This window comes from Streptomyces sp. NPDC107765 (genome assembly GCF_055657085.1).
In genome coordinates, this window is record NZ_JBVKBL010000002.1 from 122,180 (window position 1) to 137,847 (window position 15,668).

Below are 15,668 nucleotides of genomic sequence, written 5' to 3' on the forward strand. Positions count from 1 at the left end.
CGGGCCCTTCGCCGTACCGGGAGGGTCGTCACACGGGCTGCGGCTCGAAGTCCCAGTACGGGCGCCGGCGGCGGCGGGCGGAGAGGGTGTGCGGGTGATCGGCGCCCAGCGTCTCGGAGAGCTGCTGGATGGCCTCCTGCTCCAGCTTCGCCGCCTCCTGGCCCCGGCGGCGCAGTGCGCGCAGGTCCTCGGCCAGCGCCGTCTTCGCGGAGAGGGTCAGCGGGTGCAGGTCGCCCAGCGTCGCCTTGGCCCGCTCCAGGATGTCGCGGCCCAGTTCCACCGCGCCCTCCTCGTCGTCGGCCCGGCTGCGGGCGGCCGCGGCGTTCAGCGCACAGCCCAGCGTCCACGGGTGGTCCGGGCCCATGGCCGCGGTCATCCCGGCAAGGGCCCGCTCGGCGAGGTCCAGCGCCTCCGCCACTTCCCCGAACCCGGCGCGGACCAGCCCGACGTTCCCCAGCGTGCCGACGGTGTACGGGTGCCGTTCGCCGGCCAGCGCCTGATAGCGCTCGGCAACCTCCTCGGCGAGGTCACGAGCCTGCCCGAGGTCGCCGTGCTCCCGAAGGAAGGTGGCGTGGTCGGCACGGACCATCAGGGTCTCCGGGTGGCGGGGGCCCTGGACCCGGCGGGAGCGCTCGACGAGGTCGGCCATCAGGGCGGCGGCCTTGGTGACCTCGCCGGAGCGGCGCCAGCACAGTGCGAGGTTGTGCTCGGCGCGCAGCGTCTGGGGCGTGTGCGCGCCCATCACCGCCAGGTGCAGCCGGGCGTTGAGCTCCTGGCTGGAGGTGGCGTCGCGGTAGCGGCCCAGCAGGCGCAGCATCCGGGCGTAGGCGGTGCCCGCGTTGAGCGTGAGGTGGTGCCGGGCGCGCAGTGCACGCTCGCGGAAGGCCAGCACCTCGCGGTGGGTGACCAGGGCCTCCTCGTAGCGGCCGAGCAGGGCGAGGACGTTGCCGAGGTTGTGCCGGGAGGAGAGGGTGCGCGGCGCCTCGGGTCCGAGCAGAGCGGTGTAGGCCCGCCAGACGGCGTCGAAGAGTTCGTACGCCTGCTCGTAGGAGCCGAGGGCGATCAGGGTGCCGGCGAGGCCGTCCTGGGCGCGCAGCAGGTCGGCGTCGGAGGGGTCGCGCTCGGCGGTGAGCTGGTCGACGACGGCGCTGCCGACCGCCTCGGCCTCGCGGTAGCGGCCGAGCCTGCGCAGCATATTGGCGTGCTGGTGGGTGAGCACGAGCATGGTGCGCTGGGTGGGCTCCAGGCGGGTCTGCCAGCGGGACATGAACTGCTCGCACAGCCGCAGTCCGATCCGGTACTCGCCGCGGACCCGGAGGTATTCGACGCAGTTGAGCAGCAGCTGCTGGACGGCCGGATCGGCGCTGTCGAGGACCCCGGCGGGCTCCAGGTGCGGGATGAGTTCGGCGTAGCGCTCCCAGTAGCGGGTGTCGGAGGGGTTCTGCGGGTCGGCGGTGACCAGCACCCGGCAGGCGGTCGCGGCCATCAGGTCGCGCTCGTCCTCGGTCATGTCGCTGCGCAGGAACCGGTGGTAGAGCCGGTGCATCAGCGCGGTCTCCACGGCCGGGTCGGAGTCCTCGGAGACCTGGTAGTCGAGGCGTACCGCGGTGGACTCGGTCAGCCGGCGCAGCGCGGTGTTCCAGCTGATCGGCTCGGCGGCCAGGTCGGCCAGGTGCTCGGGCAGGTCACCGCGGCGGGCCTTGGCGAGCATCGGGACGGGGATGGCGTCGGGGGCGAAGAAGGCGAACAGCTTGAGGAGTTCGACCGCCGCGGGGCTGCGCTCGCGCAGCGTGTTGAGAGTTATGGCCCAGCTGGTCTGGAAGGCCATCGGGTAGTCGGAGGAGATCCGGATGCCGACGAGGCTGGGCTCGCCGCGCCGGATCAGCTCGATGTACTCCTTGGGGGACATCGGGTTGGCGTCGAGCCAGGCGGCCGTCTGGGCGAGCAGCAGCGGCAGGTCCTGGACGGCGTCGGAGAGCATGTCGGCCTCGACCGGTGTCAGCCGCGGTGCCCGCCGGCGGGCGTAGGCGACGGACTCGACCCGGCTGAACGGCAGCACCTCGATCTCCTGGGCGCTGCCGGAGCCGGACCAGTCGCGGGTGAGCGTGGTGATCAGGACGTGGCCCCGGCCGTCCGGGATCAGGTCCTCGATCTGCTCCATGTCGTCGGCGCTGTCGAAGATCAGCAGCCAGCGGCGGTACGGGCGGCCGATGCGCAGGGCTTCGTGGACGGCGCGGATCCGGTCGCCCAGCTCGCGGCCCACGGGGAGGCCGAGGCGGGTGGCGAGTTCGGCGAGCTGTTCGCGGGCGGCGCCGCGGTTGGTGGCGCTGATCCACCACACGACGTCGTAGTCGTTGCCGAAGCGGTGGGCGTATTCGGCGGCGATCTGGCTCTTGCCGACGCCGGAGGTGCCGTACAGCGCGAGCCGGGTCTCCAGCGGCGGCGCCGCGGTCACCGCGGTGCCGGCCAGCTTGCCGTAGAGCTCTTCGAGGACGTGGTCGCGGCCGGTGAAGCGGTTGTTGCGGCGCGGGATGTTCCACACCTCGGGCGGGTTGTTGGGGAAGCGCGGCTCGCCGGGGGCGTTCTCGTCCACGGCGCGCGGCGGGGCGGCGATGCCCAGCCGGGTGAGGACCCGGCGGTGGGCCTCCTGGGCGTCCAGGTCGCGCAGATCGGTGGGCCGCAGCAGGGACGCGGTGGCCGGCAGGCTCTGGGTGGCCACGCTCACCGCGGCGAACCGGTCGGCGTGCGGCGGCACCACCTCGCGCAGCGCGGCGGTCCACTCGTCCTGCGTCTTGGGGCCGAGCCGGAAGTACCAGTCGTCGAGCACCATCAGCAGCCGGCCCTCGGCCTCCAGCAGGCCGGACAGCTCCTCGACCAGGGCGGTGTCGACGTGCGGGTCCCAGCGGAGCAGTGTCGTGCCGTGGCCCTGCTGCTCCAGCTGGTGGGAGATCCACGCGGCCCAGGGCCGGGCGAAGCCCGCGTAGCTGATGGTGATGTGCTCGGCCGGGCCGGACGGGCCGGGGGAAACGGCGGCACCGGACGGGCCGGCGGAACCGGCGGAACCAGTGGAACCAGCAGAACCAGCAGAACCAGCAGAAATGGACTGATCGACCATGCGACCGTCTCCCTGAGATGCGATGGTGCGCGCGTGCGGCGGGGGCATCGGGCACGCCCTGGTTCTTTCGCACGATAGCCGAAGTGGTGCTCCGGATGACGACAGTGCGTCAGGTCAGGTGGGTGGCCCGTGAGTTGAGCGAAACGGTGGCGTCCAGCCGGGCGGCGATGTGCCGTATCAGGCGTTCGAGGTCGGCGCAGTACACCGACGGGTTGGTGAAGCCGCCGGTGTCGGCGCGGTAGCGGTGGGCGTAGTTGCCGCCGCCGCAGACCTCGACGAGGGCGCAGCTTCGGCACTGGGCGGCGAGCCCGTCCCGGCCGCTTCGGCGGGCGGCCATGCCGGGGTGCGTGAGGGCCTGGTCGAAGCTGTGGCGGAAGACGTCGAGGCCGGTGGCGGCGGCGCCCTCGTAGGCGGATTTGAGCGAGTCGACCTGTTCGATGGCGCCGTCGGTGTCGACGACCAGGGCGACGACCGGGGAGAGGCCCACCGACTCGCTGGTGCTGGGGCGTCCCAGCAGGAGGCCGAGGATTTCGGTGAAGACCCGCACCCGGGGCCCGGGGCCGCCGTCCCACCACAGGTCGAAGACGGTGCACAGCCAGTCGCCGTACGGGGAGCGGCCGGCAGGTCCCGGCGGGACGGGCCGGGGGCCGTCGCCGGGGAGGGCGGCCGGGGGCGGGCTGGACCAGTTGGCGTGCGGCAGCAGGAAGTCGAGCATCGGCGCGTCCAGTGCGCGCAGCGAGCCGTAGACCTCGGCGGGGTCCGCGGTGGCGTCGATGGTGCACAGGATCCCGGCGAACACGTCCGGGCGGCCGCGGAGCAGTGCCACGGCCCGGGAGAGCGCGGGCCACGAGGGCCGGCCGGCGTGGTCGAGGCGGCGGCGGTTGAGGCCGGGGGTGCCGCCGTCGAGGCTGAGGCCGATGCGGAAGCCCGCGCCGGCGAGCGCGTCGACGGTGTCCGGGGTGAGCAGCGTCCCGTTGGTCTGGACGCCGAAGTGGACGGCGCAGCCGGCGGGCAGCGCGGCGCGGACGGCGGCGGCCTGGTCGAGGAGCGGGCCGGGGCCGGTGAGCAGCGGCTCCCCGCCGTGCAGGTCGACGCGGATCTCGCGGAGCCGGTGGGTGCGGGCGTGTTCGGCGATGCGCAGGGCGGTCTGCCGCACGGTGGCGGCCGGGACGGTCCGCGGGCGTTCGCGCCAGCTCCGGTCGGGGCCGGCGTAGATGTAGCAGTAGGTGCAGGCGAGGTTGCAGCGGCTGTGGACCTTCAGGACGAACTGCCGGAACGGCACGACGGTGGTCCGGCCGGTCGTCTCCCCCGCCACGGCGTCGCCCCCCTGCCCGTATGCCTGCGCCGAGGTACGGGACCGGCGCAACCCGGCCGTCAGTTCCCGTCCACTTCCTGCTACATGGCGCAGCCCTCGATCGAAGAATCGAATCGTCCGGACAACTGGCCGGATTCCGTGCGCGTTTGCCCAAAAATCGGTGCCCGCGCGCCCGGACGGCGCGGCGGATGCCGCCCGGCCGTTCAGCGCAGCCAGTTGCCGGGGCCGTCCTCGTAATACGCCACGGCCTCGTCCCCCCTGGGCCAGTTGCGCAGCAGCAGGGCCGCGACCTCGCCGAGCACCGCGTGGTCCGTGCGCGCCGCCAGGGAACCCACATCGACCGCCGCGAAATCCGGCAGCGGCTCGGCCGACGGCCCGGGCGGGGCGGCCGCAGCCGGTTCGGTGCGGGGGGTGTTCGCCACGCTGCTCTCCTCTGGCCGGCTGGACGGGGGTGTTCCCGGACTCCGGTCCACGGAAACACGTTCGGGCGGCGGCGGCCGGGCGGCCGGCCGGGGGTGCCGGGGGCTCAGGCGGGGGATTCGAGGGCGCGCATCCGGGCGCGGGTGCGCTGCGCCTCGGGGCCGGGGTCGGCGGCGGTGCGCTGCCAGTGTTCCCAGCTCTCGCGGTATGCCTGGAGCGCGGGCCGGGAGCCGGCGGTGACTTCGAGGACCTCGCCCCGGCGGTGGTGGGCGCGGGCGGCCAGCAGGGCGCTGCCGGCCCGGGCGGCGGCCGCGGCGGCGCGGCGGTAGCAGGCGGCGGCGCGGTCGTGGCGCTCGCGGGAGCCGAACCGGCGGTCCAGCAGCAGTTGCACGTCGCCGACCTCGATCCACGCCTCGGCACACACCACGTCCGGCACCCCGGCGCCCCGGGCGGCCAGCTCCAGGACCCAGTCGGCCTCGTGCAGATCGGCGACCGAGGGCCGGCGCTCGTGACGCAGCCGCAGCGCCCGGCCGAACAGCAGGCGGTGACTGCCGAGGTCGGGGTCCTGCGGCGCGACCCTGGCCAGCGCCTCGCGCAGGACGTGCACCGCCTCGTCGGCCAGCCGCCGGCCGGCTTCCCCGGCGGGCTCCTGACGGGCCCGCAGCAGCAGCGCGGCACCGCGTTCGGCGAGCAGCGAGCTGTGGACGGGGGTGTCGGGGGCGGTCAGCCGGAGCGCGGCGGCCAGCGCGTCGGTCGCCGCGTCCAGGGCCGCGAGGGCACCCGTACGGGTGTGCACGGCGCGCTGCGCGGCGGCGATCCGGCGCAGGCTGTCGGCCTCCAGCACCGGGTCGCCGAGGGCCTGCGCGATCGCCCGGGCCCGCTCCAGGGTGGGGAGCACGGACGGCAGCCCCGCCCCGCCGCCCAGCCGGCGGGCCGCCGCGAGGTCGAGCAGCGTCTCGCACACCAGGCGGTCGGCGTCGCTGCCGCGGCGGCGCAGCAGGACGGTGGCGGTGTCGAGGTCGTCGGCGGCGCGCACCGCGAGCGCCTCGGCGGGACGGGCCGCGCCGGCCTCTTCCGGCCGGCGGGCGGCGGCCCGGTGGGCCTGGTCGAGCAGCACCCCGCCGCGGGCGGCGTAGACCTCGCCGGGGACCGGCTCCCCGCTGGGCCAGCGGTCGAGGAGCGTGGTGAGGGAGCGCTCGGCCTCGTCGAGCGGGTCCGGGGGCGGCGGCTGTCCCGGGGTCGCGCCGGGCTCCGGGGTGGCGGGTGTTTCGGGTGCGGCAAGTGTTTCGGGTGCGGCGTCCGGCACCGCGGCCGTGTCCGGCAGGACGGCCGTGTCCGGCACCTCAGCCGTCCCCGGCAGGGCGGCCAGGCGGCGCAGGACCTCGGTGCGCAGCACCATGCTCTCCAGCACCCGGGGGTCGAGCAGGCCCATCAGCCCGCAGGCGGCGTCGAGTTGGCGGGCGGCCTCGGCGAGCGCGGTGCGCTCCCCGACCGGGTCACCGGCGGCGCGGCGCTCCCGGGCGCGGGCGTGGGCGACCCGGCCGAGCACGATCAGCACACGGGTCCGCTCCGCCGCACCGGCGTCGTCGTCCCGGGAGTCGTGCCGGGAGCCGTCGCGTTCCGCGGTGTCCGCGGGGGACGCCGCGCCCAGGGCCCGTTCCGCCGCGCGCACCGCCCGTTCCGCCTCCTCCAGGGCGTCCGGCTGGCGCCATTCCGCCCAGGCGTGCAACAGGGCCCGGGCGAGGTCCGTGCCGGCCGGAGGGAGGCGTTCCGCGGCGGCCCGCAGCAGCCGGACCGCCTCGATCAGATCGCGGACGGCGCGGTCCTGTTCGTAGCGCTCCAGGAGGGCGGCGCCCTCCGCCGCCGGGCCGTCGGAGGCGTACGGCCGCCGGTCGGGCGGGCGGAGCGCCGGTTCGAAGCGGCGCAGTACGCGTTCGGAGACCCGGGCGAACGGTTCGGGGACCGCCCGCCGGCCGGTCTCCGGCTCCCGGCCGCTGCCGGAGAGCATGGCCACCGCGACCGCCGGAAAATTGCGGGCGCTGCGGCCGAAGGTGCGCTCGATGTAGAGCGAGCAGTGCTTGAGCACCAGCGCGGCCTCGCCCGCGCTGAGCCGGGCGAGCAGTTCGTCCCGTACGCCGGGCACGAAGTCGTACCAGGGGCCGGTCGCGGCGAGCTGCTCGTCCGGCGGTCCGGCGCCCGGAGCGCGCTCCCCCAATGGGAACTCCTCCGCCGGCACCTGGGTGACCAGCCCGCTGAGCAGCACCTCTGCCAGCTCGGCCGGCCCGGTCTGCGGCAGCATCGCGCGCTGTACGAGCTGGATGACGGGCAGCGCGAGCGGCACCGCCGAGAGATGCACCGCGAGCAGCCGGGCGGCCGGCGACGCCTGCCGGTCGAACTCCCGGACCATCCGGGACGGTTCTCCCCCGGGCGCGGGCGGCGGACCGGAGCGCGGTTCGGCGCCGTGGTCGGCGCGGACGACGGAGGCCGCGCCGCGCAGCGAGAGACCGGCGTCGGCGGCGGCCAGCCGGGCCCAGGAGCCCAGCGCGGACGGGGTGGCGGCGAGCACCGGGACGGCGCGCTCGCGCGGCGGCCCGGTCTCCGTGCCCGGGGGCGGGGCGGGCCGGCGACGGCGCCGGGCGGGCCGGAAGTCGAGGGGCTGGTACGGGCCCTGGCGCCGGACCAGGGTGCCGGCGACGGCGGGCAGCAGCGTCCGCCCCCACATCCGCTGCGGCAGCGGCTGGACGACGGCGAGCGGGGCGTCGGCCGCCCAGCGGTAGAGCAGCCGCTGCATCCGGCCGTCGCGCCAGAGGGGGCCAGCGCAGTCGCTGACGACGAGGGTGAGGTGATGGCCCGTCGGGTCGTGCAGCTGGTCGGCGGGGCGCAGCGGACGGCCCGGGCCGGGGGCCGTGGCGACGCCGACGTCCGCGCCGTGCGGATGGAGGTAGTGGACCGTGACGTCCCGGAAGGCGCCCACCCGCTCGCAGACCTGGCGCAGGTCGTGCAGCATCTGCTCCCATACGGCCATCGAGGACGAGCCGTCCATCAGCAGCCGGAGCCCGGCCGTGCGGCGGTGCACCCCGCGCAGCACCGGGATGACCGTCTCGGCGTGCGCGGAGAGTTCGGCGGTGGCCCGCTCGTCCAGCTCGCGGCGGGCCGGGGCGGCCGGCGGGCGGTAGCGCTGGACCGGCCGCAGGGCGCGCTGCAGCGGCAGGAGTCCGGGAAACGCGGAGGCGATCGGGACCGCGATCTCGCCGAGGCGGTACCGGTCCGGGGCGGTGCTCCACTCGTGCCGGGCGGGCAGCAGCTCCGCGACGCGGCGCCGGGCGGCCTCCCGGAGGGCGGCGGCGGACGCGTCCCCGCCGGCGTCCCGATCCGGGGAGCGGTCGCCGTCGAAGGACGCTCCCGTCCCGCCCGTCAGGCCCGGTGATACGGCAGGACCCACCTGGAAAGTGGCCGGATCCGCACGGTCGGGACGGCGGTCGGCACCGGCAGCTCCGGCCCCGTCGGCAGCTCCGGTCCCACCCGTCCCGCCGCCCTCGTCCGTCCCTTCGGCGGGCGACGGATCCGGGGTGATCCACTGGGCGAGCCAGAGGGCGTCGGCCATGCCCCGGGCATCGGGCGGCAGCCCCGCCGCGGTCAGCCGGGCGACGAGCTCGTCGAGGGGACCTGGACCGGGCTCCCCGAGGGGCACCGCACTCACCTCGTCCGATCGAGAGGCCGCATCAGCTCCGCCGTCAGTCGCCGCCGGGTCTCCTCCTCGTCCTGGTCCGTCCAACCGGCCTTCTGGGTGAGGTGGATGGCGTTGAAGAGCTGGTCGACGGCGCGCACGTCACCGGGCTCGCGGTCCAGGAAGCGGTCGATCACGGAGGCGTAGCGCTCGGCCGCGCCCTCGCCGAAGTGGGCCCGCACCATGGCGGCCAGCCGCTCCTTGTCGGGCGCCGGTATGTGCAGGTGGATGCAGCGGCGCAGCAGGGGCGCCGGGAAGTCGCGCTCCCCGTTGCTGGTGAGGACGATGAAGGGGAAGGCGTGGCAGCGCACCCGGCCGCCGCGGACCGTCACCCGCGCGCCGTCGTCGGTGAGCACCGCCACCTCGGGCGCGGATCCGGCCAGCCGCTCCAGCTCCGGAATCCGGAACTCCCCTTCTTCCAGGACGTTGAGGAGGTCGTTGGGCAGGTCGATGTCGCTCTTGTCGAGCTCGTCGACGAGCAGGACCCGGGGCCGGGCTGCCGGCAACAGGGCCGTGCCGAGCGGGCCGAGGCGGATGTAGCGGCCGATCCCGCCGCCCGGTTCGCCGGTGCCGTCCTCGCCGGCCCCTCCGGCGGCGCCGCCGTCCGCGGCGGGCGACGGGGCGGCCCGGGCGATCTGGAGGTCCTGGAGCCGGCCGATGGCGTCGTAGTCGTACAGGCCGTCGCGGAGCGTGCTGCGGCTGACCACCGGCCAGCTGAGCACCCGGCCGAGGCCGAGCTCGTACGCGACCGAATGCGCGAGGGTGCTCTTGCCGCTGCCCGGGGCGCCGGTCACCAGCAGCGGCCGGCGCAGGTAGAGCGCGGCGTTGACCAGCTCGCGCTCGGTCTCGCCGGGGCGGTGGTGGCTGGCCTCGCGGTACTGCACGCCGAGCCTGCGCTCGGAGGCGGGGTCGAGCGCGGCCGGCGGCGCCACGAGGGGGCCGCCGTCGAAATCACGCCAAGGGGGTGGCGGCGGAAGGTGCTCAATGCCGTCGTGCGGTGCTCCCGCGCCACGGTAGATGAGCCAGTCGCTCACGTCGGAACTCCTCGTCGCCGGACCGGGTCGGTACCTTCGGTCACGTCATCGCGCCACCGCGCGGCGCACCCTCACGTCGTCCCGCTCACATCGTCACGCGCACGCATCCGGGCCACGCCGAACTCCCGTCCGCCGTCGCGTCGTTGCGCCACATCGTCCACGAACAAGTCTTCCACGAAGCTATGACAGTACCCATCCCTACGGAAGCGCACGGGGCGGTTTCCGGTCTCGCGGGTCGCAGGCGGGGCGCTGCGCGCCGGGCGGGAGCACGGAAGGGGGGTACGGCATCGGCCACCCGGCGCACGCCGTCGCGCGCTCCCCCGCTCACCCCGGGGACACCTGGGGCCGGTCCGGGAAGAGCGGGGGCAGCGGGTCCTCCGGGTCGTCGTAGAGGAGGATCAGGTCCCGGGCCCAGTGACTGCCCTCCTCCGCCGCCTCGGCGGCCTTGGCGCGCAGCTGCCGGACGAGTTCGGGGAGCCGGACCAGGCCGCCCGAGCCCTGGAGCAACTCCCGTACGCCGCGGTGGAATTCCTCGCAGGCGGCGTCGCACTCCCGCTCCTCGGCGTGGCCGCGGGCCGGCCACAGCCCGGCCGGGAAGCCGGTGTCCAGGGCCACCCCGACCGCGTCCCGGCCGAACCCGTCGGCGACGGTCCGGCACAGCGCGGGCAGCGCCCCGTCCTCCGCCGTCTCCAGCAGCCGCCAGACAGCTTCGGCGGAGCCACCGGGGCGCACGCCGGCGCCCGTGGGCGGGATGCGCAACGCCGTCAGTGCGGGGGCGGCGGCCATGCCCTGCCAGCGGCGCAGCCAGGCCGGATCGACCTCCTCGCGCCGGCCCTGGTCGCGCAGGACCACGGCTCGGCCGGGACCGACCGGCCGCCGCCGGGCGGTGCGCCGGGTCGACGCGGCGACCTCCCAGTGGCCGGCGGCGGTGTGCCAGCGCCCTTCGGGGACGGCGACCTCCAGCCGCACCCGGGCGCCCGGCCCGGCGTCCCCGTCGGCCCGCAGCAGCCGCCCGCCGAGCCGTTGCAGCACCTGCTCGCGCGCCTCCTCGAACGGCACCCCGCCGGCCGACTCCTGGACGTCCACCCGCAACCACTGCCCCCGGCCGTAGCCCTCGCTGACCGACCAGTTGTAGAGCTCATGGCCGTTCTCGTCGTAGAAGAGCGGCTCGAACTCGACGAGGACGGAGCGCGGGCGGCGGCGCACCGGGCCTATCCGGCGGCGGTCCTGCGGCTGCAGGACGACCGCCCTGGCCTGGACGAACTCCGCGAGCCTGGCCGTCGCTTCACGCACCGCGGCGGCCTCCTCGCCCGGTACGTCCCGCACCTCGTCGGCGGTCCGCTGGGCCACGATCCGCAGGTAGTGCACGAAGGCGCGGAGTTCCGTGTACGGGTCGCTGCCCTGATAGAGCGCGCCGTGCCCGTCCCGCCAGGTGCGCAGCGACCAGGCGCCGGGCCGTTCGCCGCGCTCCAGTGCCTCGTCGACTGCCGCCTCGACGAGCAGCGGGTCGCGCGGTGCGGGCAGCCGGGCGAGCAGGTCCAGGGCCTGCAGCCGCTCCTGGACGCCCCAGAGGCGGCCGCGGCCCGCCATGATGGCGTGCTGCGCGTCGAACCAGGTGGCCCCGCCGGCCCGGGCGAGGTCCTGTCCGGTCCAGTGCCAGCGGTCGTGCAGCCCCATCAGCGCGTGGTACGGCTCGGGCCCGAGCCCCTCGGCGCCGGCCACCAGATGCTCCGGGCCGAGCCCGCGCAGCGCGGTGACCGGCACCGCGAGGCCGACGTGGTCCTGCTGGTGGCGGCCCTTGACGATGCCGACGACCTCACCGCGGTCACAGTCGATCAGCGGCCCGCCGGACGCCCCGGGGCTGACCCGGACATCGCTGCCGAACTGGAGCCCCCGTGCGTCCCGGGCACCGAAACGGACGGCGATGAACGAGTCCCCCGCGGCGGACGGGCCCGGCGCCCCGGCCGAGGAACGCGTACTACGTGAGTCGCCGGGTCCGGTACCGGCAGCCGCCGACGGGTCCGGCCCGCCGGACCGGTCGTGTCCGCGGAAGATGTAGGCGTCCTCCAGGAGCGTCGCCGGCTGGTCGCTCAGCCAGGCGCACGGATGGTCGGCCTCCGGGTCGAGCAGCCGCACCAGGGCGAGATCGGCGCGCGCCGCGCCGGGTCCGGCCTCCGGGGCGGGCCGGCTCAGGTCGTACACCAGGTGCGCGGGCTCCACCCGGCCGCCGAACGCCACCCCGAAGACCCCGTCCGGACCGGTCTCGCGGCGCCGCCCGTCGCTCGCCGCGAGGACGTGTGCGCAGGTCAGGACCCACCCCGGGGCGATCAGCACCCCACTGCCCCACAGCCGGGCGTCGACTGCGCCCGGTGCCGCGCGCAGGGCGACGGTGGTGCGGCCGGCGTGCTCCAGGAGCTGGGCGTACCGGGCGCGGTCGCCGCGGTCAGCGGTACGTCCCTCGGCGGTCGCCATCAGCGGCCCGCGTCATCGGGCTCCCGGCGGCCGGCCGGAGGGTCCGCCTGTGGTGCGGCCGGAGGTTCCGCCGGAGGTGCGGCCTGTGGTTCCGTCTGTGGTTCCGTCTGTGGTTCCGTCTGTGGTGCGCCGCGGCCGTGGTCCCGTCCGGGCTGCCGGTCCTGGTCGTCCGGGCGGTCCTGGTCACCTTGCCGGTCCTGGTCGCCCGGCCGGTCCTGCCGCCAGGTGAGGGTGACGGAGAGGTTGGTCTTGGCCTCCCCGTCAGCGAGCAGGGCGACCGCCTTGCCCGGCTTCGCGGACAGTTCCACACCGAAGGTCACGCTGGTCTCGTGCGGCGCGACCCGCGCGGTGGCCTGGCGGACGCTGGCGGCGACCCCGCCGATCACCTCGCGGAGGCCCTCCACCCGGGCGCCCAGCGCGTCCCAGGCGCCGACGTCCTCGAAGTCCCCTTCCTCGTCCCCGTACCCGTGCAGTGGGTCGGCCCCGTCGAGCCCGGGGGCGTCCAGCCGGGAGACCCGGGCCCAGACCTCCGTCCCGTCGGGCAGTTCGATGCGCTGTGCGCGATCTTGCATCACGGCCTCCTGCTCCCCCTGGACGGCAATTCCCCGATTGCCGCAGGACCGCTGACAGGTGATCAGGCTAGCCCCCGGGCGGCTGGGGCGCGAGAGGTCCGTGGGCCTGCCTATCCTGGCCGGGAATGACCCATGACCCCTGGTGGAGAGCGCGTGTATTTCACTGACCGTGGCATCGAGGAGCTGGAGAACCGGCGCGGCGAGGAGGAGGTCACCCTCGCGTGGGTGGCCGATCAGCTGCGCACGTTCGTCGACCTGAACCCGGACTTCGAGGTTCCGGTGGAGCGGCTGGCCACCTGGCTGGCGCGGCTGGACGACGAGGACGACGAGTAGCGGACGAGGAACGACCGGCGGACGAGGAAGAGGAGCGGCGGGGCGGGGCGCCGTACGGCACGCACGGCAAGGCCGTACGGCGCGAGAACGCCGCAGACGACGCAGAGGACTCCGCAACGAACGCCGCAGAGATCAGAGCACGCCGCAGAGGACGCCGTGAGGGACCAAGACCAGGGGCGACGTAGGGGACGAATCCCAGGGATGACGTAGGGGGCGAGTAGGGGACGGATCAGGGTCGGGGCCGCTTGACTTCCCCAAGCCGCGATATATCGTGTCTGTTGAGGACGCGATATGTTGCGTTGCACGGCTATCCAGGGGAGGCCAGGAATGTCAGCCCGGACCGCGTGGTCGGAGAATCCGATCGAGGTGACCGCACCGCGCACGCTGGAGATCCCGGACTCCGTCCGCGGGCTCAACGTCCGCCTGGTGGGCGGCACGGTCAACGTCGTCGGCACCTCCGACGGCAGCCCCCCACGCCTGGAGATCAGCGAGCTGCACGGCCCGCCCCTGACCGTCTCCTTCGACGGCGGCACCCTCTCCGTCGCGTACGAGGACCTGCCCTGGAAGGGGTTCATGAAGTTCCTCGACCGCAAGGGGTGGCAGCGCAGCGCGGTGGTCTCGGTGGCGGTGCCGGCCGGCACCCGGGTCGAGGTCGGGGTGATCGGCGCCAGTGCGGTGGTCTCCGGGATCTCGGGGCGTACGGACGTCCGCGGCATCTCCGGCGACATCACGCTGGTCGGCCTGACCGGCGGAGTCCGGGCAGACACGGTCTCCGGCAACGTCGAGGTCCAGTCGCTCCAGGGGGAGCTGCGGTTCAACTCCGTCTCGGGCGACCTGACGGTGATCGACGGCGCGGGCGGCGCGGTGCGCGCGGACTCCGTCAGCGGCGACATGGTCCTGGACCTCGACCCCGGCAAGGGCGCCGACATCACCCTCACCACGGTCTCCGGCGAGGTCGCCATCCGATTGCCCGACCCGGCCGACGCCAGGGTCGAGGCCAACACCACGACCGGCACGGTCTCCAACGCCTTCGACGACCTCCGGGTCAGCGGCCAGTGGGGCGCCAAGAGGATCACCGGATCGCTGGGCGCGGGCACCGGCCGCCTCAAGGTCACCACGATCTCCGGCGGACTGGCCCTGCTGCGCCGCCCCGTCTACGAGGACTCCCCCGCCGACCCGCCCGCCGAGAAGAAGGTGCTCTGAGCATGCCCCCCGTCTTCGCCCATGGCCGCCTGCGCCTGTATCTCCTCAAGCTGCTGGACGAGGCCCCGCGGCACGGCTACGAGATCATCCGCCTTCTGGAGGAGCGCTTCCAGGGCCTCTACGCCCCCTCCGCCGGCACGGTCTACCCGCGGCTGGCCAAGCTGGAGGCCGAGGGCCTGGTGACGCACGCGACCGAGGGCGGCCGCAAGGTCTATTCGATCACCGACGCCGGACGGGCCGAGCTCGCCGACCGCGGCGGCGAACTGGCCGATCTGGAACTGGAGATAAGGGAGTCGGTCGCCGCGCTGGCCTCCGACATCCGCGAGGACGTGAACGGCTCGGCGCGCGACCTGCGCCGCGAGATGCGCGAGGCCGCCCAGCAGGCCCGTGCGGGCGCGTCCACGGGGGGCGGACCCGGCGGCAGCGCGAAGAACGGCGCCACGGGGGGCACCGGACCCGGCGGCGCCGGACGGCCGTTCCCGGAGGCGGCGGACTACTTCGACGGCGCCTTCGGCGACAAGGAAGCCTGGCGGCAGGCGAAGGAGGAGTTCCGGCGCGCCAAGGAGGAGTGGAAGGAACAGGCCCGGCGGGCCAAGGAGGAGAGCAAGCGGGCCCGGCAGGACGCCCAGCGCGCCCGTAAGCAGGCCCGGGACGCACAGGTCTTCGCGCGCGAGGAGATCCAGCGGGTCATCAAGCGCGTCCAGGACCAGGCCCAGGGGGCGGTGCGGTCGGGCGACTGGTCGGGCGTGGTGCGGGAGGCGCTGTCCGAGGTGTCCCGTGAGGTCGGCCGGTTCACCGGCGAGCGGCCCGCGGAGAACCGCCCCGCCGGACCGTCCCCCGACGACGGCTCCGAGGTGACGGTCGAACGCATCGACCTCACCAAGGAGGACACCGAGCACCCCCGGCAGCCCCCCGCGTCCGCGGCGCCGCCTGCCCCCGAGTGGGCGAAGGAGCCGGTCAGCGGCGACCCGGCCCGCGACTTCGACCGGCTGCTGGACCGCTTCCGCGACGACCTGCGGGACGCCGCCCGCGACCACGGCGTCACGCCCGAGCAGCTCAGCGCATCCCGCCGCCGCCTGTCGGACGCCGCCGCCCACATCGGTGCCCTGCTCCGGCACCCTGACCAGCACCCGCCCACGACGGACCCGGAGCGGTAGCCCACCGAAGCCCACCCGAAGCCCACGGCGGCGGCGCGCCCGGGATGGCCGTAACACCGGCCCCGGGAGCCCGCCGCCGCCTCCTTCGCACCCGCGGCCGAAAGCACACCCCGGCCCCCACCGCCACCCACCGAGCCCACCAGGCCCGCAGCGCGACCCCAACGCACCGCCCACTACACAGAGTTGCCTTCTGCGTGCTGGATTCACGCGCCGTAATCGGGGAAGTCACTATTTCGCACGGCTTTTCGTCCGGCACGGGGGTTCCGACGGACCCCTCCCCACGCCGCCGGCCGGCGGCCGCGCCCCGGCCCCGATGGACC

10 protein-coding genes are annotated in these 15,668 nt (G+C 75.3%); 3 read left to right on the top strand and 7 right to left on the bottom strand.

What is annotated here, in order from left to right; all coding sequences use genetic code 11:
• Positions 1–28 precede the first annotated feature (28 nt).
• The 7 genes from fxsT to ACZ7MX_RS05035 form a co-directional block, all read right to left on the bottom strand.
• Positions 29–3,115 carry an FxSxx-COOH system tetratricopeptide repeat protein gene (gene fxsT / locus ACZ7MX_RS05005; RefSeq protein ID WP_472129458.1) on the bottom strand — a complete coding sequence of 1,029 codons (3,087 nt, stop codon included), beginning with the start codon at positions 3,113–3,115 and terminating at the stop codon, positions 29–31.
• Between the two features lie 109 nt (positions 3,116–3,224).
• Complete coding sequence (locus ACZ7MX_RS05010; protein ID WP_472129460.1) at positions 3,225–4,430, bottom strand: FxsB family cyclophane-forming radical SAM/SPASM peptide maturase; 1,206 nt, start codon at positions 4,428–4,430, stop codon at positions 3,225–3,227.
• Between the two features lie 203 nt (positions 4,431–4,633).
• Positions 4,634–4,852, bottom strand: a complete 219-nt coding sequence (locus ACZ7MX_RS05015) for a YxD-tail cyclophane-containing RiPP peptide (RefSeq protein WP_467701989.1) — start codon at positions 4,850–4,852, stop codon at positions 4,634–4,636.
• Positions 4,853–4,956: 104 nt separating this feature from the next.
• The gene (locus ACZ7MX_RS05020) at positions 4,957–8,541 is read right to left on the bottom strand and encodes an SAV_2336 N-terminal domain-related protein (protein ID WP_472129462.1); all 3,585 of its coding nucleotides are present in this window, start codon (positions 8,539–8,541) and stop codon (positions 4,957–4,959) included.
• Between the two features lie 5 nt (positions 8,542–8,546).
• Entirely contained in the window at positions 8,547–9,611 is a 1,065-nt protein-coding gene (locus tag ACZ7MX_RS05025) for an AAA family ATPase (RefSeq protein ID WP_472129464.1), read from the bottom strand.
• A gap of 324 nt (positions 9,612–9,935) precedes the next feature.
• Positions 9,936–12,083: a VMAP-C domain-containing protein gene (locus tag ACZ7MX_RS05030; protein WP_472129466.1), complete on the bottom strand. Its 2,148-nt coding sequence runs from the start codon at positions 12,081–12,083 to the stop codon at positions 9,936–9,938.
• On the bottom strand, positions 12,083–12,655 hold the full coding sequence (locus ACZ7MX_RS05035) for a CU044_2847 family protein (protein ID WP_472129468.1): 573 nt from the start codon (positions 12,653–12,655) through the stop codon (positions 12,083–12,085). Before ACZ7MX_RS05035 ends, ACZ7MX_RS05030 begins: the two co-directional genes overlap by 1 nt.
• 153 nt (positions 12,656–12,808) lie before the next feature.
• On the opposite strand from ACZ7MX_RS05035, the gene ACZ7MX_RS05040 reads away from it, so the two are divergent.
• The 3 genes from ACZ7MX_RS05040 (at position 12,809) to ACZ7MX_RS05050 (ending at position 15,348) form a co-directional block, all read left to right on the top strand.
• Entirely contained in the window at positions 12,809–12,988 is a 180-nt protein-coding gene (locus ACZ7MX_RS05040; protein WP_030415955.1) for a DUF6104 family protein, read from the top strand.
• Positions 12,989–13,315: 327 nt separating this feature from the next.
• On the top strand, positions 13,316–14,191 hold the full coding sequence (locus ACZ7MX_RS05045) for a DUF4097 family beta strand repeat-containing protein (protein WP_472129470.1): 876 nt from the start codon (positions 13,316–13,318) through the stop codon (positions 14,189–14,191).
• Between the two features lie 2 nt (positions 14,192–14,193).
• On the top strand, positions 14,194–15,348 hold the full coding sequence (locus ACZ7MX_RS05050; RefSeq protein WP_472129471.1) for a PadR family transcriptional regulator: 1,155 nt from the start codon (positions 14,194–14,196) through the stop codon (positions 15,346–15,348).
• Positions 15,349–15,668: the final 320 nt, after the last annotated feature.